Origin of the sequence: Pseudomonas sp. Gutcm_11s, from assembly GCF_028649395.1 — a bacterium.
In the GTDB taxonomy this organism is placed as follows: domain Bacteria; phylum Pseudomonadota; class Gammaproteobacteria; order Pseudomonadales; family Pseudomonadaceae; genus Aquipseudomonas.
In genome coordinates this window covers 401,538-424,886 of sequence record NZ_JAQSUW010000009.1, presented here as the reverse complement: position 1 = coordinate 424,886, position 23,349 = coordinate 401,538, and the positions used below count along the sequence as shown (strand labels likewise).

The 23,349-nt window shown below is 66.3% G+C and carries 23 protein-coding genes; 7 read left to right on the top strand and 16 right to left on the bottom strand.

Annotated elements, in window-relative coordinates; all coding sequences use genetic code 11:
- The first annotated feature begins 88 nt into the window (after positions 1-88).
- The gene (locus tag PTT45_RS04595; RefSeq protein ID WP_273811751.1) at positions 89-1,081 is read left to right on the top strand and encodes a TerC family protein; all 993 of its coding nucleotides are present in this window, start codon (positions 89-91) and stop codon (positions 1,079-1,081) included.
- 15 nt (positions 1,082-1,096) lie between these two features.
- Positions 1,097-1,396 (top strand): hypothetical protein, encoded by a 300-nt coding sequence (locus PTT45_RS04590; RefSeq protein ID WP_273811750.1) that lies wholly within the window; start codon positions 1,097-1,099, stop codon positions 1,394-1,396.
- Here PTT45_RS04590 and PTT45_RS04585 read toward each other — a convergent pair whose 3' ends face one another.
- Positions 1,397-1,933, bottom strand: coding sequence for an RBBP9/YdeN family alpha/beta hydrolase (locus PTT45_RS04585; protein WP_273811749.1), 537 nt, complete (start codon positions 1,931-1,933; stop codon positions 1,397-1,399).
- 124 nt (positions 1,934-2,057) lie between these two features.
- Between PTT45_RS04585 and PTT45_RS04580 the strand changes: the two genes are divergently transcribed.
- On the top strand, positions 2,058-2,513 hold the full coding sequence (locus tag PTT45_RS04580; RefSeq protein ID WP_273811748.1) for an Lrp/AsnC family transcriptional regulator: 456 nt from the start codon (positions 2,058-2,060) through the stop codon (positions 2,511-2,513).
- A gap of 1 nt (position 2,514) precedes the next feature.
- On the opposite strand, the gene PTT45_RS04575 is transcribed toward PTT45_RS04580, so the two are convergent.
- Positions 2,515-3,267, bottom strand: a complete 753-nt coding sequence (locus PTT45_RS04575; protein ID WP_273811747.1) for an SIR2 family NAD-dependent protein deacylase — start codon at positions 3,265-3,267, stop codon at positions 2,515-2,517.
- Between the two features lie 132 nt (positions 3,268-3,399).
- On the opposite strand from PTT45_RS04575, the gene PTT45_RS04570 reads away from it, so the two are divergent.
- Positions 3,400-5,193, top strand: a complete 1,794-nt coding sequence (locus PTT45_RS04570) for an ATP-binding protein (protein WP_273811746.1) — start codon at positions 3,400-3,402, stop codon at positions 5,191-5,193.
- Here the strand turns inward: PTT45_RS04570 and PTT45_RS04565 are convergent.
- Together PTT45_RS04565 and PTT45_RS04560 are read right to left on the bottom strand one after the other, a co-directional pair.
- Positions 5,173-5,631: a hypothetical protein gene (locus PTT45_RS04565; RefSeq protein ID WP_273811745.1), complete on the bottom strand. Its 459-nt coding sequence runs from the start codon at positions 5,629-5,631 to the stop codon at positions 5,173-5,175. The two genes, PTT45_RS04570 and PTT45_RS04565, sit on opposite strands and share 21 nt — an antisense overlap.
- A gap of 45 nt (positions 5,632-5,676) precedes the next feature.
- Positions 5,677-9,672: an autotransporter outer membrane beta-barrel domain-containing protein gene (locus PTT45_RS04560; protein WP_273811744.1), complete on the bottom strand. Its 3,996-nt coding sequence runs from the start codon at positions 9,670-9,672 to the stop codon at positions 5,677-5,679.
- Between the two features lie 236 nt (positions 9,673-9,908).
- Here PTT45_RS04560 and yddG point away from each other — a divergent pair, with 236 nt between their 5' ends.
- A complete protein-coding gene (gene yddG / locus PTT45_RS04555) occupies positions 9,909-10,814 on the top strand; it encodes an aromatic amino acid DMT transporter YddG (RefSeq protein ID WP_273811743.1) in 906 nt (301 codons plus the stop codon).
- Here yddG and PTT45_RS04550 read toward each other — a convergent pair.
- Genes PTT45_RS04550 through flgB form a run of 12 tightly spaced genes read right to left on the bottom strand, consistent with a single transcriptional unit; the run spans position 10,798 to position 21,273 of the window.
- Positions 10,798-11,835 carry a hypothetical protein gene (locus PTT45_RS04550; RefSeq protein WP_273811742.1) on the bottom strand — a complete coding sequence of 346 codons (1,038 nt, stop codon included), beginning with the start codon at positions 11,833-11,835 and terminating at the stop codon, positions 10,798-10,800. The genes yddG and PTT45_RS04550 overlap by 17 nt on opposite strands.
- Positions 11,836-11,851: 16 nt before the next feature.
- On the bottom strand, positions 11,852-12,769 hold the full coding sequence (flgL, locus tag PTT45_RS04545) for a flagellar hook-associated protein FlgL (RefSeq protein ID WP_273811741.1): 918 nt from the start codon (positions 12,767-12,769) through the stop codon (positions 11,852-11,854).
- Positions 12,770-12,783: 14 nt separating this feature from the next.
- The gene (flgK, locus tag PTT45_RS04540) at positions 12,784-14,151 is read right to left on the bottom strand and encodes a flagellar hook-associated protein FlgK (RefSeq protein ID WP_273811740.1); all 1,368 of its coding nucleotides are present in this window, start codon (positions 14,149-14,151) and stop codon (positions 12,784-12,786) included.
- Complete coding sequence (locus PTT45_RS04535) at positions 14,148-15,263, bottom strand: lytic transglycosylase domain-containing protein (RefSeq protein WP_273811739.1); 1,116 nt, start codon at positions 15,261-15,263, stop codon at positions 14,148-14,150. The genes flgK and PTT45_RS04535 overlap by 4 nt, the downstream gene beginning before the upstream one ends.
- A gap of 3 nt (positions 15,264-15,266) precedes the next feature.
- Complete coding sequence (locus tag PTT45_RS04530; RefSeq protein ID WP_273811738.1) at positions 15,267-16,367, bottom strand: flagellar basal body P-ring protein FlgI; 1,101 nt, start codon at positions 16,365-16,367, stop codon at positions 15,267-15,269.
- A gap of 13 nt (positions 16,368-16,380) precedes the next feature.
- Entirely contained in the window at positions 16,381-17,040 is a 660-nt protein-coding gene (gene flgH / locus PTT45_RS04525) for a flagellar basal body L-ring protein FlgH (protein WP_273811737.1), read from the bottom strand.
- Between the two features lie 5 nt (positions 17,041-17,045).
- Entirely contained in the window at positions 17,046-17,831 is a 786-nt protein-coding gene (flgG, locus tag PTT45_RS04520; protein ID WP_043309513.1) for a flagellar basal-body rod protein FlgG, read from the bottom strand.
- A gap of 10 nt (positions 17,832-17,841) precedes the next feature.
- A complete protein-coding gene (locus PTT45_RS04515; RefSeq protein WP_273811736.1) occupies positions 17,842-18,567 on the bottom strand; it encodes a flagellar basal body rod protein FlgF in 726 nt (241 codons plus the stop codon).
- Positions 18,568-18,576: 9 nt separating this feature from the next.
- Positions 18,577-19,764: a flagellar hook protein FlgE gene (flgE, locus tag PTT45_RS04510; protein WP_273811735.1), complete on the bottom strand. Its 1,188-nt coding sequence runs from the start codon at positions 19,762-19,764 to the stop codon at positions 18,577-18,579.
- Between the two features lie 32 nt (positions 19,765-19,796).
- Positions 19,797-20,474: a flagellar hook assembly protein FlgD gene (gene flgD / locus PTT45_RS04505; protein WP_273811734.1), complete on the bottom strand. Its 678-nt coding sequence runs from the start codon at positions 20,472-20,474 to the stop codon at positions 19,797-19,799.
- Positions 20,474-20,902, bottom strand: a complete 429-nt coding sequence (gene flgC / locus PTT45_RS04500; RefSeq protein WP_043309509.1) for a flagellar basal body rod protein FlgC — start codon at positions 20,900-20,902, stop codon at positions 20,474-20,476. Before flgC ends, flgD begins: the two co-directional genes overlap by 1 nt.
- 5 nt (positions 20,903-20,907) lie before the next feature.
- Positions 20,908-21,273 (bottom strand): flagellar basal body rod protein FlgB, encoded by a 366-nt coding sequence (gene flgB, locus PTT45_RS04495; RefSeq protein WP_273811733.1) that lies wholly within the window; start codon positions 21,271-21,273, stop codon positions 20,908-20,910.
- A 119-nt stretch (positions 21,274-21,392) separates the two neighbouring features.
- Here flgB and flgA point away from each other — a divergent pair, with 119 nt between their 5' ends.
- Entirely contained in the window at positions 21,393-22,145 is a 753-nt protein-coding gene (flgA, locus tag PTT45_RS04490) for a flagellar basal body P-ring formation chaperone FlgA (protein WP_273811732.1), read from the top strand.
- Between the two features lie 156 nt (positions 22,146-22,301).
- Positions 22,302-23,189: a lateral flagellin LafA gene (lafA, locus tag PTT45_RS04485; protein WP_273811731.1), complete on the top strand. Its 888-nt coding sequence runs from the start codon at positions 22,302-22,304 to the stop codon at positions 23,187-23,189.
- The last annotated feature ends 160 nt before the right edge of the window (positions 23,190-23,349 follow it).

Below are 23,349 nucleotides of genomic sequence, written 5' to 3'. Positions count from 1 at the left end.
GCGCGCCGTGACGCCGGGCCCCTCTGACGGTTTGCAGCCGCCATGTCGGAGTCATAGTTGGTACAACTACGACTGAAAGGAGGGGCTCATGACTGCCCTAGATTCGTTCCTCTTCGCCGACCTGCTCGGCACCGCCACCTGGCTGTGGCTGACCTTCTTCGCCCTGGTAGCCGCTCTGCTGGCCTTCGACCTCGGCATCCTGCACCGCGACAACCGCGAGATCGGCGTCAAGGAGAGCCTGCTGCTGTCGGCCGGCTACATCTCCATGGGCCTGCTGTTCGCCGTCTGGGTGTTCTTCCAGAAAGGCGGCGACGCCAGCATGGACTACCTCACCGGCTTCCTCATCGAGAAGTCGCTGTCGATGGACAACGTCTTCGTCATGGCGCTGATCTTCAGCTTCCTGGCGATCCCGCGTCAGTACCAGCACAAGGTGCTGTTCTGGGGGATCATGGGCGTGATCGTGCTGCGCGCCATCATGATCGGCCTGGGCGCCGCGCTGATCAGCGAGTTCGACTGGATCCTCTACGTATTCGGCGCCTTCCTGCTGCTGACCGGCGTGAAGATGCTGTTCTCCAAGGTCGATGACGAGCCGGACCTGGCCAACAACCGCTTCGTCAAATGGCTGCGCAACCACCTGCCAGTGACCGACCGCCTGCACGAGCAGAAATTCTTCGTGCGCCAGGAAGACGCCAGCGGCAAGCTCAAACTGTGGATCACCCCGCTATTCCTGGCCCTGATCCTGATCGAACTGGCCGACCTGGTGTTCGCCGTGGACAGCGTGCCGGCGATCTTCGCCATCACCCAGGACCCGTTCATCGTCTACACCTCGAACATCTTCGCCATCCTCGGCCTGCGCGCCCTGTACTTCGCCCTGGCCGCGATGATCCATCGCTTCGCCTACCTGAAGTACGCCCTGGCCCTGGTGCTGGTGTTCATCGGCGGCAAGATCTTCCTGCACGGCATCATCGGCAAGGTGCCGGCCGTGATCTCGCTCAGCGTGACCGTGGGCCTGCTGGCCGGTGGCGTACTGCTGTCGCTGTGGAAGACCCGCAACCAGCCCGCCCACAAACTCGAATCCTGATCGGAGGCCCCGCACATGAACCGTTACCAACCGCTGCTACTGGGCCTCGGCCTGCTCGCCCTGGCCGGCTGCGACAGCGCCGAACAGGCTGCCTCCAACTTCGCCGAGAAGGTCGAACAGGCCGCCGTCGATCAGGTTAAAGAGAGCCTGGGCGACACCCTCAAGGGGCTCGATGAACAGGTCGAGCAGCTCAACGACAAGGTCGACCAGGCCCAGGAAGGCACCCGCGAATGGCTGGACCAGGCGCAGCCGAAGTCCGAGCAAGAACAGCCGCAGCAGGAAGCCGAGAAGCAGAAGGACATGATCGAGACCTGATCAGACTCCGAAACGGCTGAGCAGGGCCCTGCCCTGCGGCCACTCGCCCAGACCGCTGGCGGCATTCAGGTGCCCCAGCGGGCCGAGCTCCAGCAGCTCGGCAGCCCAGGCCCGCGCCATGTCGCGGGCCTTTTCTATGGCGGCATAGGGATCGTCGCTACTGGCCAGCACCAGCGCCGAGAATGGCAAGGGCGCACGCGCCGGCTGGAAACCCTGCGCCTGCTGCGCAGGAAAGGCCGCCCCCTGCGGATCGGGCGGCGCCACCAGCAGCGCCCCGGCGATACCATCAGCCAGCTCCGACTGCTCCGCCCACTGCGCTACGGCCAGGCAGCCCAGGCTGTGCGCCACCAGCACCACACCTTCGCCCAGTTCGGCGACCTCGCGCTCCAGCGCCACCAGCCAATCACCGGCCTGCACCTGCTCCCAGTCCGGCACGCGCAACCGCCGCCAGCCAGGCTCGACCTGTTGCCACAGGCTCTGCCAGTGCTGCGGGCCGGAATTGCCGATGCCGGGAACGATCAGAACGGGACGCTGCATGGCTGCACCTCTGCGAAGAAATGGAAGGCACAGGCTAAGCCAAGGCCCGGCAAGCCCCCAGTCGGGAACCGATGAAATCCTGCTAGATTGCCGTTCAATCCCAGCAAATTTGGCCACCCTGCAAATGAATCAAAAGCCAGCAGAACTGGACCGCCTCGACTGGCGCATCCTCGAAACCCTGCAAGCCGAAGCGCGCATCAGCAATACCGAGCTGGGCAAGCGCATCGGCCTGTCGCAGCCGGCGGTCACCGCGCGTATCCGCCGCCTGGAGGAACAGGGGGTGATCGAGGGCTATTCGGCGCGGATCAACGCACGCCTGCTCGGGCGCAACATCCGCGCACTGATCCGCCTGCGCACCAGCCACGCGCAGATCGCCGCCTGCCTGCAGGCCTTCGACGAGCTACCGGAAGTGATCGAGGCCATGCGCGTGACCGGCGAAGACTGCTTCGTGGTGCGCGTGGTGGTGGCGCAGATGGAGCGACTGGAGGCGATCATCGACCACCTGGCCGCCTTCGGCCCGGTCACCACCTCCATCGTCCTGGCCAGCTATCCGACCAAGCCCTTGCGCAGCGAGGCCTGAGTCAAGCGAAGGCCGCCGCCAGCAACTGCGACAGCAGCACGCCGGCTGCGCCCTGCAACGCATGCTCACAGGCGCCGCTGCAGGCCACCGGCTGCGGGTTGATATGCACGACGGTAGCGCCGGCCTGCGCGGCGATCTGCGGTACCTGCGCGGCCGGGTAGACCTGCCCGGACGTGCCGATCGACAACAGCAGGTCGCACTGAGCCGCTGCATCGAAGGCCTGCTGCAGGGCAGCCTGCGGCAGCGACTCGCCAAACCACACCACGCCCGGCCGCACCAGCCCATCACAGGACGTACAGCGCGGCGGCGCCAGGCGGCGGCCCTCCTCCGGCTCATCCAGCTCATCGCTCAGCCCGGCATAGGGCGCAGCGCAAACGACGCAGCGCGGTGCATGCAGGCTGCCATGCAAGTGAATCACCTCGGCGCTGCCGGCACGCTCGTGCAGGTCGTCGACGTTCTGCGTCACCAGGGTCAGGCGCGGCACTCGCCTGGCCAGCTCGGCGATGGCCCGATGTGCCGGATTGGGCACGGCGCGCAGCACCCGCTGGCGGCGCCATTCGTACCACCCCCAGACCAACTCGGGGTCGGCCTCGAAGGCCTCCGGCGTGGCCAAGCGCGCCGGATCGAAGCGCGCCCACAGACCGGTCAAGGCATCGCGGAAGGTAGGAATACCACTCTCGGCGGACACTCCCGCACCGGTGAACACCAGCAGGTGACGGCAGTCGCGCAGCGCTTCGGCAATCGCAGGGGACATGACGGGCTCGCAGCCTGGAAGGGAGATCACATTCTCGCCGAGAGAGGCCGACCGTGACCACTCGTCCGCCGCCGCACCTCCGCGCCGGGCCAGACCCTCTAGGCTTATGGCAGTTTCAAGGAGGAGCAGGGAATGAGCGGAATCCTGATCATCGACGAACAGCCGGTGGCGCGCCACGCCCTGCGCCTGTTGATGGAGGCCGAGGGGCACCGGGTGCTCGGCGAGGCTGGCAACGGCCTGGAGGCGCTGCAGCTGGCACGGACAGCGAAGGCAGAACTGATGATCATCGAACTGGCCATCCCACGACTGGGCGGCCTGGAGGTGATCCAGCGGCTTGCCGCCCAGCCCGGGGCGCCGAAGATCCTGGTGCTGACCGGGCAAGACTCCGAGTACTTCGCCATTCGCTGCCTGGAAGCCGGGGCCGTTGGCTTCGTCAGCAAGCACGAGGATGTCGCCGAGCTGAAGCTGGCGGTTCGCGCCGTGCTGCATGGGCATAGCCATTTCCCCAGCCATGCACTCGGCAGCGTCAATCCGGGCGAAGGCATCAGGCAGTTGTCGGCCCGCGAGCTGAGCGTGCTGCAACTGCTGGCCCGGGGCCTGAGCAACATCGCCATCGGCGAGCAACTGGCGCTGAGCGACAAGACTGTCAGCACCTACAAGATCCGCCTCAAGCAGAAACTGCAGGCTGGCTCGCTGCTGGAGCTGATCGACATCGCCCGCCATCAGGGACTGCTGGTCGATACGGTGGAGCCTGAAGCCAACGCTGAGCCGCCGAGCCAGGAACAGATCAAGGAGCTGGAGCTACTGCATCGCATCCTCGACACCCTCCCCTACACCGCCGTGGTACGCGATACCGAGGGTCGCCTGGTCACCTGCAATCGCCAGCATCTGGAGCAGTTCCGCGTGCGCCTGGAGGACATCCGCGGCAAGCGCATCTACGAGACCGACGAGCTGCCCACGGAGAACGCCAGACTGATCCACGAGCGCTTCATGGAGACGCTGAGCCAGGGCGAACCAAGGACCCGCGACGTGGTGCTCAACCTGCACGGCCAGCAGCGCACCTTCCGCCATTGGGCACGTCCATATCACGACGCCGAGGGCCGGCTGCTCGGCATGATCTGCGGCAACGTCGAACTCACCGACCGCGACAGCGCGCTGCTCGACCTGCGCAATGCCAACGAACGGGCCGAGGCCGCCAGCCGTGCGAAGAGCGGCTTCCTCGGCGCCCTGGCCAGCGAGCTGGGCGGGCCACTGCAGAGTCTGCTGGCCATGCTCGATCTGGCCTTGATCGAGACACGCGGTGAAGCGCGACAAGAACCTCTGGAGGTGGCACGTGCCACGGCCCGCCAGTTGCTGACCGTGATTGCCGACCTGCAGCAGTTCAACCAGCTGGAGGCCGATCGTTATCCGCTGGAGCCGGAGCCACTGGATCTGCGCAGGCTGCTCACGGAGCTGGCGGACGACTATCGCGAGCGCGTCGAGGCCGCCGGCCTGCGCTTGAGCCTGGACCTGGACGCGGCGCGCCATCCGCTGGTCTGGGTCGATGCCCGGCGCCTGCGAAAGATGCTCGGCCAGTTGCTGGACAATGCTCTCAAGTTTGGCGAGCACGGCGAGATAGTGCTGCGCCTGGATGCCCACGGCCGCGGCCGCGGGCTGGTGGAGGTCGCCCTGGAAGTCGAGGACCAGGGCGCCGGCATCGACACAGGGGAACAGGCCGGGTTGTTCGAACCCTTCGCCGCGGCGCTCGATCCGCAGCATCTGCACCGGGGCGGTAGTGGTCTGGGGCTGGCGCTGTGCAAGCGCCTGGTGGAGCAGATGAATGGCCGAATCCAGCTGCACAGCCAGCCCGGCCAGGGCACTCGTATTCGCATCGAACTGATGCTCACCGAGGCCCGCGCGCCGGCCTCAGGCGTCATGCAGGAATGAGCGCCAGGCTGGCTGGCGGAAAGGGATCACCTGGCCGCGGACACTCTCGACGTCGTGACCCTCGAGCGGCATGTCGTGGATCTCCCCATGCCGGCCGAGGAAGGTAGCGTGGCGCCCATCGAGCCAGAGGAAGAAACCGATGCAACCCGCCTCCAGGGTGCACCGTTTGAACTCGGTGAAACTATGAGTGGCGTCCAGGGCGATCTGCAGGGCGGGCCGGTCGAAGGTGGCGGCGACAGGCTCCTCGGGAAGCGGTAGCGGCAGGCTGTAGGCGTCTCCTTCCGCCGAGTAGAAGACCAATGCGGGAATCCGGTAGTCGGCGTGGCAGGATTCGACGCCGGCTATGCCAAGCCGGTCGATGACCTGTACCAGGCTGGCGTGGCCTTGATTGAGAGAGTTGCTGCAGTGCTCGATCACCCGCTTGGTGCTGCTGTTCATGATGCCTCCTCCGCCGCAGCCGGCAGAGCCGGCCGCGGCGCTGACTCAGAAATCGACCTTCACGCCGATGATGCCTTCGAAGCCGCTGCTGTCGTCGTCGAACCCTTCCTGATAGCCGGCGGAGAAGGTGATGGTGGTGTCGTCATCGACCTGGTGATCGATCCCCAGGTTGATCTCGCCAGTCGTGCCACGCATGTCGGAGCCGAAGGGCACGTATCCGGAGGCCGAGGAAAACTCGGTCTGCGGTTGCCCCTTGAACTCGTGCCAGATGCTCGGACGAATCCAGGCGGTAGTGCGATGGATATCGCCATCGTCGTCCTCGTCGAACCAGTCCTGGGCGATGCGCAGGCCCAGCCTGGCGACTAGCGAATCGACATCCTCGAAGCGCACGTCGGCAGCCTCGTCATGGGCATCGTCCAGCTCGATGCGGCTGACCACCACCTGCGCCTGTGGCTCGACGAACAGGTCGTCGTCCACCTCTATGGGATAACCGGCCTCCAGCGAGGCGCTGATGCCCCGACCGTCTGTCTCCAGGTGCTGGTCATCGACGGAGTTGGATTCGATATCGAAGGTGCTGAACTGCAACACGCCGTCGAGGTACCAGCCCTCGGGACCGAAGTGGGTCCAGTAGCCGCCCAGGCTATGGGCGCGCAACCGATCATGGCCGGCATCGCGGCCATCAACATGGTCGACGCTGCCGTACATCTTGCCGGCAGAGAAGGACAGGCCGGCGATATCGAGGCTGCCGTCGACATCCTCGTTACGGTACAGATCGAGGCCGACCTGGAACGCGTTGACGTCGTAGTCGAAGCTGGCCGCGCTATCGCCACGTCCTGCCGCCTCACCGGTCTGGTAGATCACCCGGCCCCAACCCAGGGATGGCCCGTATTCGTCCACCTCCTCGGCTGGTAGCGGATCGGTGGACAGGCGGCGCTCCTCGCCGACACGCTCATGCAGGGTATCCAGCAGCGCGTGACTGTAACGCAGAGCCATCTCCGGCACGGCGCTGTAGAGCGAGGTTTCGGCACGGTAGTTGGGTTTGGCCGGCTTGCGTGGCGGTACGGGTTTGTCGGGATCAACGGGATCCTTCGGACCGATCGGCTGATTGGGATCATCCGGATCATCCGGATCATCTGGGTCATCCGACTCGACCGTCGAGCGCAGGTACCAGGCCTCCTCGTTGCTGTTGTCGCGACTGCCGCGATAGAGCAGGTACTCGTAGGGCCCGGCCTTGACCTGATCGAGCAGGCGGAAGGCACCCTGCTCGGTGCTTCCGCCATTGACTGCATCGACCACCATGATGCCGTTGCCGGTGGTCAGTGCCCCGGCGCCACCGGCGTTCTTGATCGCCAGGTTGCTGCTGCCGTCGGCCTTGCCGCCATCGATTACCAGGCGGTCCGACGGCGAGGCGTCGTCATACAGGTGGGTATTGAGCGCGATGGTGCCGTTGGCCCCGTGGTAGTCATGCACTGTCAGGCGCTTGAAGGCACCAGCCAGCGGGGCGCTGAAGTCGATCAGGCTGGCATCGTTGCGCAGGCTGGTCAGGTTGGAGTCACCGGTCAGCTGCCAGAGGCTGGTGTCGCGCATATTCAGGTGCGAGGCACTGCCCACCTCGGTCAGCGCCGAACCGCTGACCAATGACTTGCCGAGGTCGATATTGGCCAGGCCGGGAGTCACCACGCCTGCCTCGTCCAACGCACCGACCTGCAGCCACTGCCCGCTACCACCGGCGATAATCTGGTCCAGCTTCAGATCCGCCACGCCGTCGACACCCAAAGTGGCGCCGCTGGCGTTGCTCAATACGCTGTTGCCCAGGCTGATCTCGGTCAGTGCGTCTGCCCTGCCCTGTGCATGCAGCGCCGAGGAGTCCTGGCCGCTGGCGCGGATGCTGGCATCCAGTACGTCGAGCCGGCCGCCATCGCGGGCCAGCAAGCCGTGGGCAGCCTCGCCGCTGGTGAGGATGCTGGCCTGCTGCAAGCTCAGCGAGCTTGGCGCACTCTTCACCACCGCACCATGGGAGCCATCGCCCTCGGTGACCACGCTGGTGTTGTGCCCCACCAGGCTGCCACCGGTGCCGGCGTGCAGGCCGACCGAAGCATCGCCGTGGGTGGCGATGGTCGCGCCATCCAGGCTCAGCGTGGCGGGCGCATCGAGGAAGCTCTGTTGCACCATGGCACCGGCAGCGCGATTGCCGAAGGTCTCAACGCTGATGTTGTTGCCCTTCATGCTGGCCGCGAACTGCGGACCGGCCTGCTCGACCACGCTATACAGGCCGATGGAGTTGTCGCCCTCGGTGACCACCGACAGGTCGTTGAGAGTCATGCTGCCGCCGTCGTCGGTCACCGCACCGTAGGCGGTGTTGCCGGTGGTGTGCACGCTGGTGCCGTTGGCGACGATTGTGCCGCCAGGGTTGCGCGCCGCCAGGCCGTGGGGGAAGGAGCCCTGGCGCACCGAGTCGCCATGGGTGGTGACCGAGCCGCCGTTGAGCACGATGTGGCCGTTGCCGTCGGCTACCGCGCCCATGGCGTTGTTGTCGCCATGGGTCTCGATGGTGACATTGTTGGCCAGGATGTCGGCGCCAGCGGCATGCAGACCAGCAGCGTCTTTGCCAGAGGTAGTGATGGCGCTGGCGCCGATCCGCACATCCGCACCGTTACTGGCACGCAGGCCGATGCCGTTGTCGGTCAGCGAGGTGATCGAACTGGCGCCCACCTCCAAGCCGGAGCCGGCGCCATCCACCAGCACGGCAGGCGCGCCGGTGCCGGAATTGGAATGCAGCACTTCGCTGCCGCCGATCCTGGCAGTAGCGCCGTTTACCACATTGATACCAATCGAACGCGGGCCTTGGACCTGGATGCGCGCATCCAGCACATCGGCACTGGAGCCGGCGCCTTCCACCGACAGGCCATGGGCATAGGTGCCATTGGCACTGAGGCTGGTGCCGGCTCCACTCAGCCCGATGTGCCCACCATCCTTGGCCCGGGCGGCGGCGCTGGGCTCGGCCACCGAGCCCGAACCAGTCACCTCGATCTGGCTGGCCGTCAGCTTCACGCTGCTGCCTGCACCATCGGCGCGGATGCCACTGAGGTAGTTGCCGGTGGCCTCCACCACCAGCCGCTCACCCTCGATCTCGGCACCTGACAAGCCATGCAGCACGGCGGTGGAGCTGGTGGAAGTGGCGCTGCCATCACTGCTGATATGGCTATCGCTGAGGCTCACATGCGCGCCGGTCTCGGCACGCACGCCGCTGGAGGACGCGCCATGGGTGGCAATGCTGCTGTTCTTCACCACCAGGCTGGCCGAGTCCTGCACCAGGGCGCCATGGGACAGCGTCGAGTGGCTGCTCACCTCGCTGCCGCGCAACTCGACGCGGCTGCCGGCGCCCTTCGCCAGCACGCCATGGTTGCCCGTACCGGTGCCGCCGGCAGTCTCGACCCGCGTGTTGTCCAGCACGACGCTACCGCCGCTCTCGGCCGTGACGCCAATCATGTTGCTGGCCTTCACGGTCGCCCCGGTCGCGACCACCTTCGGCGTCAGGCTGATGGTGGCGCCGTTGGCGCTGATACTGCCGCCATCCTTGGCTACCAGGCCCTTCTGCCCGGCAGCGGTGGAGCTGGAGACGGCAGTGCTGACGATATTGCCCTGATCGAAACCGATCACCACGCCCGCTCCGGCCAGCACGCCCGTGGTATTGGCGGCGGCGAGTTTCACCAGCGCCTCGCCATGATCACCCGCAGCGGCGATGCCTACGCCGCCATTGGTGGTGACGGTGATCGGGGCTGGCGCGCCGAAAGCCATGGGGGCAGAGCGTGCAGCCTGCAGGGCAATATCCAGGTAGGAGGACTGCCGATCGATGTTCAGTCCGGCCTGGGATGGCAGACTGAGATCCTCCGGGCTGGCGGAGACCACGGCATCCTCTGCCTCGACCTCGAGAATGCGCAGACCGAACATGCCCGCCAGCACCAGGCTGACGGCCTGGGCCAGGCGATTGCGGCGAAGCTGACTCAGCGACGGGGGGGTAACGCGAAGAGGCTGTTTCATGACGGCGACTCCAGCAAGTTTCGTTGCTGGCAGTCTCCGCAGTGCACTCGTGGCGGTATGCGAGGGTTTTCCGAGACCCTTGTAGTAGATATCCGATTTACCTGGCCGCGATGCACGACTCCACGAAGGCGGCCTCAAGGCCAGTTAATCGCAGCGGAGCCTTTGAACTGACGCAGCAGGACACTAGACTCGCGTGCCGAGGGTAAACAACCCTCGTATGCAGTTCCGGAGTCAGCATGTCCTCATCCCTCGGCCGCAACGCGGCCACCCTCTGCGGCTTCGCCGCCATCCTCCTGTGGAGCACCATCGTCGGGCTGATCCGTGGGGTCAGCGAGCAGTTCGGCGTCATCGGCGGCGCGGCGCTGATCTACACGGTCGGCGCCCTGCTGCTCATACCGCTGCTCGGGCGCCCGCGCCTGCGGGGTCTGCCGCCCATCTACCTGGTGTTCGGCAGCCTGCTGTTCGTCACCTACGAATGGTGCCTGTCGTTGTCGCTGGGCTTTGCGGACAACCGCGCCCAGGCCATCGAGATCAGCGTGATCAACTACCTGTGGCCGTGCTTCACCATCCTCCTGGCCATCGTCATGAACGGCCAGCGCGCGCGCTGGCCGATAGTGCCGGGCATTGCCCTGTCGCTGCTCGGCATCGTCTGGGTGGCCAGCGGCGACCAGCAGGTGTCGCTGCAGCGGACCCTGGCCAACGCTGCCAGCAACCCGCTCGCCTACGGCCTGGCGTTCACCGGAGCTGTGCTCTGGGGGCTGTATTGCAACGTGACCAAGCGCTATGCCGAGGGCCGCAACGGCGTGGTGTTGTTCTTCATCCTGGTGGCGGCCACGCTGTGGCTGAAGTACCTGTCGGGTGAACAGCAGCCACTGGTCTTCACCCTGCCGGGCAGCCTGGAACTGCTCGCCGCGGCGGCGGCCATGGCCGGCGGCTACGCGCTGTGGAACCTGGGCATCCTGCGCGGCAACCTGACCCTGATGGCCACGGCGTCCTACTTCACCCCGGTGCTGTCCGCCCTGTTCGCCATGGTCTGGCTGAGCACGCCGTTGGGCGCCTCGTTCTGGCAGGGTGTAGCGATGGTGATCGGTGGCTCGCTGCTGTGCTGGCTGGCCACCCGGGAAACTACGAAAGCAGACTGACCACCGAGAAGCGGCTGATGTTGGCCTGGGCCACCACGGTCTGGGTCACCGCCGCGTAGCTCGACGGGCTGCGCTGCATCAGGTTGAACACCTGGCCGGCGTAGTCGCGGGCCCACTGGCTCTCGTCCAGCTCGGCCTGACGGGCGAGGAACTCGCGAATCTCCTGCTGGCGATGGCTGATCTGGTCGCGGATCGCGCCAACCCGGTCGAGGGCCGACACCACACTGTCCAGCACCCGGCGCAGCTCGCGGTAGCTGTCGGCGCTGACTTCCGGCGGGAAGCTGAGCAGCTCCTCTTCCTGGGTCTGCACCCGGCTCTGGGCCTTGGCCGCCAGCTTGCCTTCACCCTGTACGGTGAGCTGGCCACGCAACTCCTGCCAGTCGCTCTCGCGGGCGGAAAACTTCAGCGTGCCGCCCTGCTCCAGCTCAGCGCGGATGCCGGCCTGGCCGAGGCCGGCGTTGAAGCGGCGCAGCACCTGCTCGGTGCTCATGCCCTCGTCCAGCACCACGGCCAGCGGCTCGGCCAGCTGGCGACCGGCACCGAACAGCAGGGTCTCCTTGCCGGCCTGCTGCACCTGCTCGATGGACTCCAGGCCCTGGATGCTGAAGCGGCTGCGCACCGGCTCGGTGAGACGCAGGCGCAGGTTGGCATCGAGGGTGCCGGCGGAGCGCTGGCTGCGTTCGTCGAGCAGTTGCTCGACCTCGCGCATGGCCTGCTTGACGCCCTCGCGGTCGCTTGGCTGGCTGCCGCTCAGCTCGCGGCTGAGGCTCAGCTTGAGCTGGCGCAGGCGGCTGGCCAGCTGATCGAGGTAACTCTCGGCCGACTGCATCGACGACAGCTGCTGGTTGAGCTGCAGGTTGAAGCTGGCGCCCTTGCCCTGGCCACGCTCGGGCGGCGCCTGCTCGGCCTGGCGCGGTTCGGCGCGGCGGGTCTTGGCCGGCGCGCTCTCGCGCAACACGCTCGGGCGCTGCCCCTGGGTGTCGATGCTCGTGAGTACGGGCAGCTGCTTGTCGACCTTCATCGGCGCTCTCCGGGCCTTACAACAGTTGGAACAGGGACAGCTGGTTGATCTTCAGGTAGGTCTTCTGCGAGGCCTGCAGCGCCAGCTGATAGTTGTTCAGGTCGATGCTGGCACCGGCGTAGTCGAGCTGCGACAGCTCGCCGTCGAGCTTCTGGTTGACCAGCGACACCTCCTCGTTGCTGCCATTGAGCAGGGTCAGGGTGTTCTGCCGGCCGCCCAGTTCGGTGATGGCGCCGAGCACTTCGCCGTGGGTCAGGTCGAGCTGGTCGATGGTGTCGCGGATCTGCTGGACCACTGCCGGGTCGGTGATGTCCAGGGCGGGGTCCTGCAGCGCGGTGACGGTGGCATGCAGCTGGTTGAGCAGGTCCATGCCCGGGCCGAAGATTTCCAGCGCCGTGGTGTTCTCGTCGACCAGCACGCCGTTGGCCACTGCCGCCTGGCGATGCTTGTCGTTGCCGTTGGCCACGTAGGTCTGGGTGGCGGCGTCGAACACCACCGCCGGACGGTCGCTGAGAGTGCCGGCGAACAGGTAGCGGCCCTCCTCGTCGCGCACGTTCACATAGCTGACCAGGGTCTGTTCCAGGCTGGCCAGTTCGCCGGCCATCGCCGCCACGTCCTCGCCGGCGTTGGCGCCGGTGTTGGCCGCCCACAGCAGCAGGTCGCGCACGTTGAGGCTGAGGTCGGACATGGCCGAGAGGTTGGTCTCCTGGGTCGACAGGTTGCCGGAGACCATGGTGATATTGCTGCGGAACTGCGTGAGGCTCGCCTCTTCGCGCTGGATGCGCAGCATGCGCACGCTGGCGATGGGGTCGTCGGACGGCTGCAGGATGCGCTGGCCGCTGGACATCTGTTGCATCAGCTTGCCCAGCTCGGCCGAGTTGGCGTTCATCGAGCTGTGCATCATCGCGGTGATCTGGGCGTTGGTGATACGCATGGTTTCGACTCCCCTTAGAAGGCCGCCAGCACGGCGTCGAAGACTTCCTTGGCTGTGCTGATGACCTTCATGTTGGCCTGGTAGGCCTGCTGGTACGTCATCAGGTTGACCGCCTCCTCGTCCAGGTTCACCGCGCTAACGCCGTCGCGCTGGGCCTGGGCCTGCTGGGTCACCACGGTGGCCGACTTGAGGTCGGCCTGGTTCTGCCGGCTGTCGCTGGCGATCTGCCCGATCAGCCCGGCATAGGCGTCGTTGAGGGTCACCGAGCTGCCATTCAGGGTGATGGTCTGGCTCTTCAGGTCGAGCAGCTGCAGCAGTACCTGGTTGTTGCCCACCTCGCCGGAGGCCGACGACAAGGCCAGTTCCTCGGCGCTCAGGTCGGCAACCTGGAGCATGGCGCTGGTGCTGGCCGGGTTGTAGACGAACAGGTCCTGGCCCGGGTTGCCGGCCAGATCGAAGCCGCCGCCCAGGGTGGTGTTGACCATGTCGGCCAGCTGCTCGGCCATGTCGTGCAGGGCATTCTGCATCGGCCGCAGGTTGTCGTACTCGCTGTCGTACAGCGCGCCGAGCGAGCCGCCGATACCGTCCTGCTGCAACGGGAAGCTGGTACCGGCGAAGGTCAGGGCGATCTGCTGTTCGCCGGTGGGCAACTGGCTGACCTGCAGGGCGCCGGCGGAATTGCCGGCCACCAGCGGCTGGCCGTTGGCCAGGGACACGGTGAGCGAGCCGTCCGGTACTTCGTGGGTGCGGATCTTGGCGAACTTGCTGAGCTGGCCGACCAGGCTGTCACGGTGATCGCGCAGGGCCGAGGTATCGCCGCCGACCGCCTGGGTCTCGGTGATCTGCCGGTTGAGCTCGGCGATGTTGGCGTTGAGGCCGTTGATCTCGTCGGTCATCGCCACGCGCTGTTCGTTGAGCGCGGCGAGCTGGGCGCCGATGTTGCCGTTGAGGCTGTTGAAGCGCTGCGCCAGGTTCTTCGACTCGCTGACGATCTGCTGGCGCATGGCCAGGGATTCCGGCGTGGAGCTGGCGGCGCTGAGCGCAGCGAAGAAGTTGTCCAGACCCACGCTGATGCTGGCACCATCGCCGCTCATCAGCTTCTCCAGGGCGCCGAGGTACTGCTGCGCGCCCTCGAAGTAGGACTGCTCGGTGGTGGCGCGCCACAGCTGCTGGTTCTGGAAGTCGTCGGCCAGGCGGCGGATGCTGGTGACCTCGACGCCTCCTCCGGCGTTCAGGCGGTCACGCCCCGACAGCGAGCTCATCTGGGTATTCAGACGGCTGAAGCCCGGCGTGTTGACGTTGGCGATGTTCTGCCCGGTGGTGTTCATCGCCACCTGGGAGGCGCGTACGCCGCTGTAGCCGATCTGGCTGAGGATGCTCACGAAATTCTTCCTTTCGGCTCGATCCGGATGGGCTGGGCAAAGGCCGCGGACAGCGACTGGTGCAGGCCCGCCTGCGGATCAGGGGAGTTCTTCTGCTGATAGGCGACGGAATCGGCCACTTCATTAAATTCGTCGTGCAGCGCCGGGCGCAGGTCTTCGACCTGGCTCAGCAGCTCGCCGCTGCGCAGCTGTTCGTTGCGCTGCAGGGCACGTTCCAGCTCGCCACGCGGCAGCTCGCGCGCAGGCTCCACACTGGCCTGGTTGCGGCGCAGGTCATGGAGGATGTTGCGCGTGTAATTGCGGGTTTCCTCGTAGGGGATGCGCTGCACCCAGGCCTCGGTGCCGACCTGGCCGGTACGCGGGTCGCCTAGGCTCTGCAGCCACTCGTCGACCTTGCCGGGGCCGGCGTTGTAGGCGGCCACGGCCAAGGCCTGGTGGCCGTCGTAGCGCTGCATCATCTCGTCCAGGTAGGCGATGCCCAGGCGCTTGTTGTATTCGCCGTCGGCGGTCAGGCGCTGCTCGTCGAAGTCCAGGCCGAGCTTGGCCGCCATCTCCCGCGCGGTGTCCGGCATCAGCTGCATCAGGCCGCGCGCGCCCTTGGGCGACACGGCGGCGACGTTGCCGGCCGACTCGTGCTTGATCACGCTGTCGACCAGTGCCGAGAAGGCATCGGTGCCGCGCTGCCAGGCATGCTCGACCGCCTCGACGCCGCGCCGCCAGACGCCGGCCAGCGGCGTGACGTTGACGCTGGCGATGGAGCTGCGCTGCAGCTCGGCGCCACGCGCGCTCTGTTCGGCGGCGGCCAGTTGCGCGGCGCTCGGCGTCCCGCCGGAGAGCTGGCGCACCAGCAGGTCGGCGATGCCGGTCTGCTTCTTCTCAGCCAGGGTCTCGGCCAGCACCTCGTCGTAGAAGTCGCGCATGGTGTCCAGCTCGCGGCTGCGCATCGGGTTGCCGGCGGACAGTACGTCGCCGGCCTTGCGCATCTGCTTGAGGATCTGCTGCAGGAACAGCGCCTCGAACTGCTCGGAGGCGACCTCCAGCTGCGCGCGCGGATCGTTGCCGGCAGGGCGGCGCAGGGTGTTCAGGGTGGTCGGCAGGGAAACGATGCTCATGCGTCAGATCACTATCAGTTCTGCGTTCAGCGCGCCGGCCTTCTCCAGCGACTGCAGGATGCTCATCACGTCGTCAGGCGTGGCGCCCAGGCTGTTCACCGTGTTGATGATGCTCTCCAGGCTGGCGCCTTCCGGCCACTTGAACATGGCGTTCTTGTCCTGGGTCACCGCCACATCGGATTGCGGGGTAACGGCGGTCTGGCCCTGGGAGAAGGCGTTGGGCTGGCTGACCTGGGGGTTCTCGCTGATGGTCACGGTGAGGGTGCCGTGGGCCACGGCGGCGGCCTTAACGCGCACGCCCTGCCCCACCACCACGGTGCCGGTGCGGCTGTTGAACACCACCTTGGGCCGTTCGCGGCCTTCCTGCACCTCGACCGTTTCCAGCAGGGCCATGAAGCTGGTGCGCTGGCTCGGCGACTGCGGCGCACGCACGCTGATCTTGGTGCCGTCGAGGGCCTGCGCGGTGCCTGGGCCGAACACCCGCTCCAGCGCGGTGACCACCTTGGTCGCGGTCTGGAAGCTGGGCTGGCGCAGGTTGAGCATGATGTCCGGGCGGGTCGCGAAGTCGCTGGGGATCATGCGCTCGATGGTGCCGCCATTGGGGATGCGCCCACCGTTGGCACTGTTGATCGTCACGCTGGAGCCGCTCTGCCCGCTGGCATTGAGGCCACCGACCACCAGCGCGCCCTGGGCCAGGGCGTAGGTCTCGCCGTCGACGCCGCGCAGCGGGGTCATCAGCAGCTGGCCGCCGCGCAGGCTCTTGGCGTCGCCCAGCGAGGCGATGGTGACGTCCACCGTCTGCCCGGGGCTGTAGGACGGCGGCACCTCGGCGGTGACCATCACCGCGGCGACGTTCTTCAGCTTGGGATCGACGTTCGGCGGCAGGTTCACGCCGAACTGCTTGATCATGTTGGCCACCGACTGGCTGGTGAACTTCACCTGGTTCTTGTCACCGGTGCCGTCCAGGCCGATCACCAGGCCGTAGCCGATCAGCTGGTTGCCGCGGATGCCCTCGACGTCGGCCAGGTCGAGCAGCGGTACGGCGCGTGCCGCCAGCGGCCAGCACAGCAGCAGCGAGGACAGGAGGAAATAGATCGGGCGCATGAACGGCGTCGCCTCAGAGCGGGAAGATGGGGCTGGTGAAGAAGCGCGTCAGCCAACCGGCCGAGTTGCTGTCGTTGAGCACGCCGCGGCCGGCGTAGGAGATGCGCGCGTTAGCCACGTTCTGCGAGGAGATCTGGTTGAAACGGTTGATGTCGTCGACCCGCACCAGGCCGGTGAGGCGAATGAACTCCTCGCCCTGGTTCAGGCGCAGCGCCTTCTCGCCCTTGACCACCAGGGTGCCGTTGGGCAGTACGCGGTGCACGGTGACGGCGATGGAGCCGCGCAGGGAGTTCTGCTGCGAGCTCTTGGCCGAACCGTCGAAGTCGCGCTCGGCCTCGGCCGATGTGGTCAGCTGGTCGTATTCCTTGTTGAGGATGGTCGGCATCGGCAGCGAGATGCTGCCGCTCTTGCCGAAGCTGGTGCCGGCGCTCTTGCTCGACTGGGTCTGCTCCTCCAGCACCACGGTGAGGATGTCGCCGATACGCAGTGCGCGCTGGTCCTGGGTCAGCGAGCCGTAGCCGGTGCGGTACAGGCCGCCACCGGTGGTTGGCGGCAGGCTGTAGTCCAGCTCCGGCGGCTGGTAGGCGGTGGAGTCCTCGTCCGGCAGCATCTCGTTGAAGCTGGCGCAGCCACCGAGCATGGCTAGGGCGAGAAGCATCGACAGGCGTTTCATGGCGATCACACGGTCTGGTTGAGGAACTGCTGCATGCCGGACGCGGCGTCCAGCACCTTGGCGTTGGCCTCGTAGGCGCGCTGGATGGCGATCATGTTGACCATGGCCTCGACCACCTGCACGTTGGAGCCTTCCAGCACGCCCTGCTTGAGGGTGCCCAGGCCTTCCTCGCCCGGCACGCCTTCCACCGGCTCGCCGCTGGCCACGGTCTCGCGGTAGAGGTTGCCGCCCAGGGCCTCGAGGCCGGCCGGGTTGGTGAAGTTGACCAGGGTGATCTGGCCCAGCTCGCTGGGCGTGGTGTCGCCCGGCAGGATGGCGGTGACGATGCCGTCGCTGCCCACGGTGAAGCTGCTGCTGCCGACCGGAACCTCGATGGCCGGGGTCAGCGGCAGGCCCTGGGAGTTGACCACCATGCCCTCAGCATTGAGCTGCAGCTGGCCGTTCTCGGTGTAGTAGATGTCGCCGTTGGGCGCCTCGACCTGGAGGAAGCCGCGGCCGATGATCGCCAGGTCCATCGGCTGGCCGGTGGTCTGCATGCTGCCTTCGGTGAACACCTTCTGCGTGCCGGCGACACGCACGCCGCTGCCGAGCTGGATGCCCGAGGGCACGGTGTTGACCTCATCGGCCTGCGCACCGGGCTGCAGCTCGATGGAATAGAACAGGTCCTCGAAGGCGACGCGGTCGCTCTTGAAGCCGGTGGTGTTGACGTTGGCCAGGTTGTTGGCCACCGCCGACAGGGCGGTGTCCTGGGCGGCCAGGCCGGTCTTGCTGACCCACAGTGCGGAACTCATAACTCTCTCCTTAACCGCGAATCATGCGGTTGCCAGCCTCGGACAAGTCCTCGGCAGCCTTCATCATCTTCACCTGGGTCTCGAACAGACGGTTCAGGCTCATGGTCGCGGTCAGCTGGTCGATGGCCGAAACGTTGCTGGCCTCCAGGTGGCCGCTAGCCAAATTGACGTTCTCCAACTGCTCGGCCGGCTGGCCGTCCTTGCGCACCAGCAGGCCGGCGGCGTTCTTCATCAGCGCCTCGGCCGGAGCGTCGACCAGGCGGATGCGATCCACCTCGGCGGTGACGAAGTCGCCACGCGGGACGATGGACACGGTGCCGTCGTTGCCGATGGTCAGGCTGTCGTATTCCGGCAGCACGATCGGCCCGCCCTCGCCGAGCACGGCGCGGCCATTGATGCTGAGCTGGCCGTTGGCGTCGATCAGCATGTTGCCCTGGCGGGTGTAAGCCTCGCCGTTGGCGTCCTGCACCGCGATCAGGCCGGGGCCGCGCACGGCAAAGTCGAGGTCGCGGCCGGTGGCCATCAGGCTGCCTGAGGTCAGGTTGACCCCGTTGTTCTCCACCACCGCCATGTGCCGGCTGTCGTAGCCGTAGCCCTCGACGTCCACCGCACGGGCGCGCTCCATGTCGGCGCGGAAGCCCGGGGTGTTGACGTTGGCCAGGTTGTTGGCGCGCACCTGCAGCGAAAGCATGGTGCGGCTGGCGGCGGTCATCGCCGTGTATCCCAAACGGTCCATGGGTCAGCCTCAGATCGCGCCGAACAGCACTTGGGTGAGCTCTTTGTCGGTGGACAGCACCTTGGTGTTGGCCTGGTAGTTGCGCTGGCCTTCCATCAGGCCGACCAGCTGCTGAGTCAGGTCGACGTTGGAGCTCTCCAGGGCGCCGGCGGCGAGCACGCCGAGCTGGCCCACACCGGGAATGCCGAGCAGCGGCTGGCCGGATTCGGCGGTCTCGCTCCAGGCGGTGCCGCTCTCGTTGTTCAGGCCGTTGGGGTTGGCGAAGGTGGCGAGTACCACCTGGCCCTGCAGCATGCGCTGACCGTTGCTGTAGTTGGCGTAGACGCGGCCGTCCTTCTCCACCGCAATGCCGGTCTGCTCGCCGGCGGCGTAGCCGGTGGCACGGTTGGTGGTGACCACGAAGTCCGAGCCGTACTGGCTGGAGCCGCTGTAGTCGACGGCGATGGCGACCGGGTCGGCGCCCGGCGCAGTGAAGCCGACGTTGACCGTGCCCACCGGCGTGGCCAGGGTGCCGGCGGTGGTGAAGGTCAGCGCCTGCGGGCCACCGACAGCGGCGCCATCAGCGTAGTAATGGGCGTTCCAGGTGTTGGCGCCGGTCTTGACGAAGTACTGGGTCAGGGTGTGTTCCTTGCCCAGCGAGTCGTAGACCTTGGTGGTGTAGGTGGAGTTGAAGGTGTCGGCGTTGGCCGGGTCGAACGGCGCCACGGTCGGCACCGCCTCGTTGGCATCCAGGTTGGCGACGAAGGCCAGGGTGTCGGTGGCCTTGGCCGGCAGGTTGGCGCTCTGCAGCTGCAGGTCGCCCATGGCGCCGACCAGCAGGTTGCCGTTGGCATCCACCGGGTAGCCCTGGACCTTCTGCCCCAGGTTGTTGGTGATGAAGTTGGCGTTGTCGGTGCCGAACACACCGGCGCGGGTGTAGCTGATGTCGCCGTTAGTGCTCTTGGTGACGAAGAAGCCGCCGCCAGAGATGGCCAGGTCCAGGCCGCGCCCGGTGCTGACCAGCGAACCGCCCTGGCTGATGCTCTGGGTGGTGCCGATCACTTCCACGCCCATGGCCTGGCTGTCGGCATACACGCTGCCGAACTCGGTGCGCGACGACTTGAAGCCGGTGGTGCCGACGTTGGCGATGTTGTGGCTGATGGTGTCCAGCTGTTCGTTGACCGCGTTGAGGCCGGTCAGGGCGATATTGAAGCTCATGTCTTAAACCTCTTGGATTCGCAAAGGTGCAATCACAGCGCCGCGACGGAGGCGTGCTGGCCGAATTCGACGATGTTGTAGAACGGCACCGAGCCGGCGCCCTGTACGTCCAGCACCGGACCGTCGGCGCTGACCCGCACGTTGTTGACCAGGCCGCTGATCTCCACCTTGGGCTCCTCGCCGCTGTCGGTCTCGACCGTCACGCCGTAGCTGCCAGGCGCCAGGCCGAGGGCCTGCGGGTCGATGCGGAAATCGGCCAGCCCCGGCTCCTGCGGGCCGAGCTGGATCTTGGTCTTGACGCCGCTGGCGTCGGTCAGCACCAGGGTGGTGGTGCCGGAGGCGTGCTGCATGTTGAGCTGGCCTGCGACCACCTCGCCGCCGAGTTCCAGGCTGTCCACCGCCACCTTCACCTGCTGGCCGACCAGGCCGGCGGCGGTGAGGGTCTGCAGGTTGTCGGTGAGGATCAGGTTGTTCTGCGCCAGGCTCGCCATGTTCTCCATGCTCTTGACCTGGCTCATGGCGGAGAACTGGTTGAGGAACTCGGTGCTGTCCACCGGGTTGGTCGGGTCCTGGTACTGGATCTGCGCGACCATCAGGCTGATGAAGCTGTTCTCCAGCTGGGTCGCTTCGCTCAGGTTGACCGCCTGCTTGATGCTGTCATCGGTGCTGTAGCTGGTGCCGCTCTGGCTGGTGGCGTTGACGGTGGCCATCAGGACTCTCCCAGTTTGAGCAGGCCCTGCTGCATGCTCTTGATGCGATTGAGCACTTCGACGTTGGTCTCGAAGCTGCGGGTGGCCGACATCATGTCGGTCATTTCCTCGATCTCGTTGACGTCCGGGTAGAACACGTAGCCGTCGCGGTCGGCCAGCGGGTTGCCCGGCTCGTAGCGGCGCTGCGGGTCACGCCCGGAGGTGACCACGTCGAGCACCTGCACATGGGCGCCGCCCATGCCGACGTCGCGAGTCAGTTCGTCATTGCCGTACACCGCGGCGAACAGCGGCTTGCGCGCCTTGTACACATCCTCGGCGCTGGCCGCGGCGGAGTCGGCGTTGGCCAGGTTGCTGGCCACGGTGTTGAGGCGCACGGTCTGCGCATTCATCGCCGAACCGGCGATGCGATAGATGGAGTCGAATGCCATGGCGATCAGCGTCCTTCGATGGCTTGTCGGAGGCCACGGAACTTCATGCCGAGGAAGGTCAGGCTGGTCTGGAAGTCCATGGAGTTGCGCGAGAATTCGGCCTGCTCGACACCAGCCTCGACGCTGTTGCCGTCCTGCGAGGGCTGGTGCGGCACGCGGAACTTCAGCTGGCCGTCGTCCAGCGCGGCGCGCACCTGATCGGCAGGCGCATGCTCGAGCCGGCGCATCTCGGCGGCGAAATCGATGTCGCGCGCCTGGAAGCCCGGGGTGTCCTCGTTGGCCAGGTTGGCGGCGAGAATCTCGCTGCGCTGCATGCGCAACTCCAGCGCTCGCGTGTGCACGCCCAGCGCCTCCTCAACCCTTATACTCATGCCCGCTTACCTCTCGACCAAAATTCGCTTGCGGGTCATTGAGCACAAACCGTGCCGGCCTTTTATTTATTCGTAAGATGCTGATTTAAATGAAGAAAATAGAAGAAAAGAAAAGCCGTATGGGAAATCTCGCTTCGCTTTTCCGCGTCAGCCGCCGGGCAAGGGGAAGCGCCGTTTCCGCCCTGCTGCTGGGAGGCGTGCTGCTCTCGGCCGAGGCCGCCGAGACCGCGCAGCAACAATTGGAAGATGCCGTCGCCGCACCGATGCGCGATCTGCTCGAGAGCCACGCACGGACACAAGGCTGGCAAGGCATGGAATACCATCTGCAGCAGCAGTTGCTCGGCAACGCGCCGGCCGCGCCCTGCCCGCAGGCGCCGAGCGTGGAACGCGTCGCCGGCGATCCCGACCCGCTGCAGCGCCAGCGCTTCCAGCTGCGCTGCGCCCAGGCCGGCTGGCAAGCCACTCTGCTCAGCCAGGCCCAGGTCTACCTGCCGATGGTCGTCGCCCTGCGCGTGGTCGAGCGCGACCAGACCATTGCCGCGGCCGACCTGCGCCTGGAGCGCACCGACCTGGGCAAGGCACGTCGCGGCTTCTTCAATAGCATCGAGCAGGTCGTCGGGCAGAGCGCCAAGCGCCGCCTGCGCGCCGGCCAGCTGATCAACCCGAGCCTGCTCGACGTGGCGCTGCTGGTACGCCGTGGCGACAAGGTGAAGATCGTCGCCAGCCAGGACGGCATTCAGGCCAGCGCCAATGGCGAAGCCCTGGCCGACGGCAAACAGGGCGAGGTGATCCGCGTGCGCAATCTGTCCAGCGAAAAGGTCATCGACGCCCAGGTGCTGGAGAGCGGCGTGGTCAGCAGCATCCTGCGCTGAAGCCCGCCACGGCGCGGCTCCGCCATCGCGGCGGAAGCATGGCGCCAAAAATTTTCGAAATCCGTTTAATGCCTTCGACGGGCCTGTCGCCTTACCCCTTCAGCAGGCGATCAAAGCCAGCTTCACACAAGCCCACTTGCACGAAGGATTTCCATCATGGCTCTGTCGATCCACACCAACTACTCCTCCCTGGTCACCCAAACCAACCTGACCAAGACCAACAACTCCCTGAGCACCAACCAGCAGCGCCTGGGCACCGGCCTGCGCGTCAACAGCGCCGCCGACGACGCCGCCGGCCTGCAGATCGCCACCCGTCTGAACGCTCAGTCCCGCGGCATGGCCGTAGCCATCCGCAACACCAACGATTCCGTGTCCCTGCTGCAGACCGCCGAAGGCGCGTTCAGCGAAATGACCGACATCCTGCAGCGCATGAAAGACCTGGCCACCCAGGGCGCCAACGGCACCAACAGCGCCGACGACCTGGACTCCCTGCAGGCCGAGTACGACCAGCTGGGCGAAGAGCTGGCCAACATCATGGACAACACCAGCTACGCCGGTGAAGCCCTGTTCAGCAAGGACAACAGCGCTGGCAAGTTCGCCGCCGCCGTCGACTTCCAGATCGGCTCCACCTCCGCCGAAACCATGACCCTGGACCTGACCGCTGCCGGTACGGACGCCATCCAGACCCTGACCGACGCCCTGGACGGCATGTCCACCGTCTACACCGCTGGTAGCGCCGCCACCGCCGGTACCGAGATCACTGGTGCCGCCAACGCCACCATCGACCTGGTCAAAACCGCTCTGGACGCCGTAGGCACCCTGCGTTCCCAGTTCGGCGCCACCATCAACCGCCTGAACCACACCGCCAACAACCTGAGCAACATGAAGGACAACACCGACATGGCCAAAGGTCGCATCATGGATGCCGACTTCGCTCAGGAAAGCGCCAACATGACCAAGAACAGCATGCTGCTGCAGTCCGGCATCTCCATGCTCAAGCAAGCCGGCCAGATGCCAGGCATGGTCATGTCCCTGCTGGGCTAATCCCCCCGCAGCGCATACCGCTTCAACAGCGCCCCGCCTCGTGCGGGGCGTTTGTTTTTCCGCTAGCTTCTAGCTAGCCGGCCCCTCGCGATGCCGCAATACGACTAATCGCCAAGACCGTCCAGAGGCATGCTTCTGAAACAGGACTTGTGACAACAAA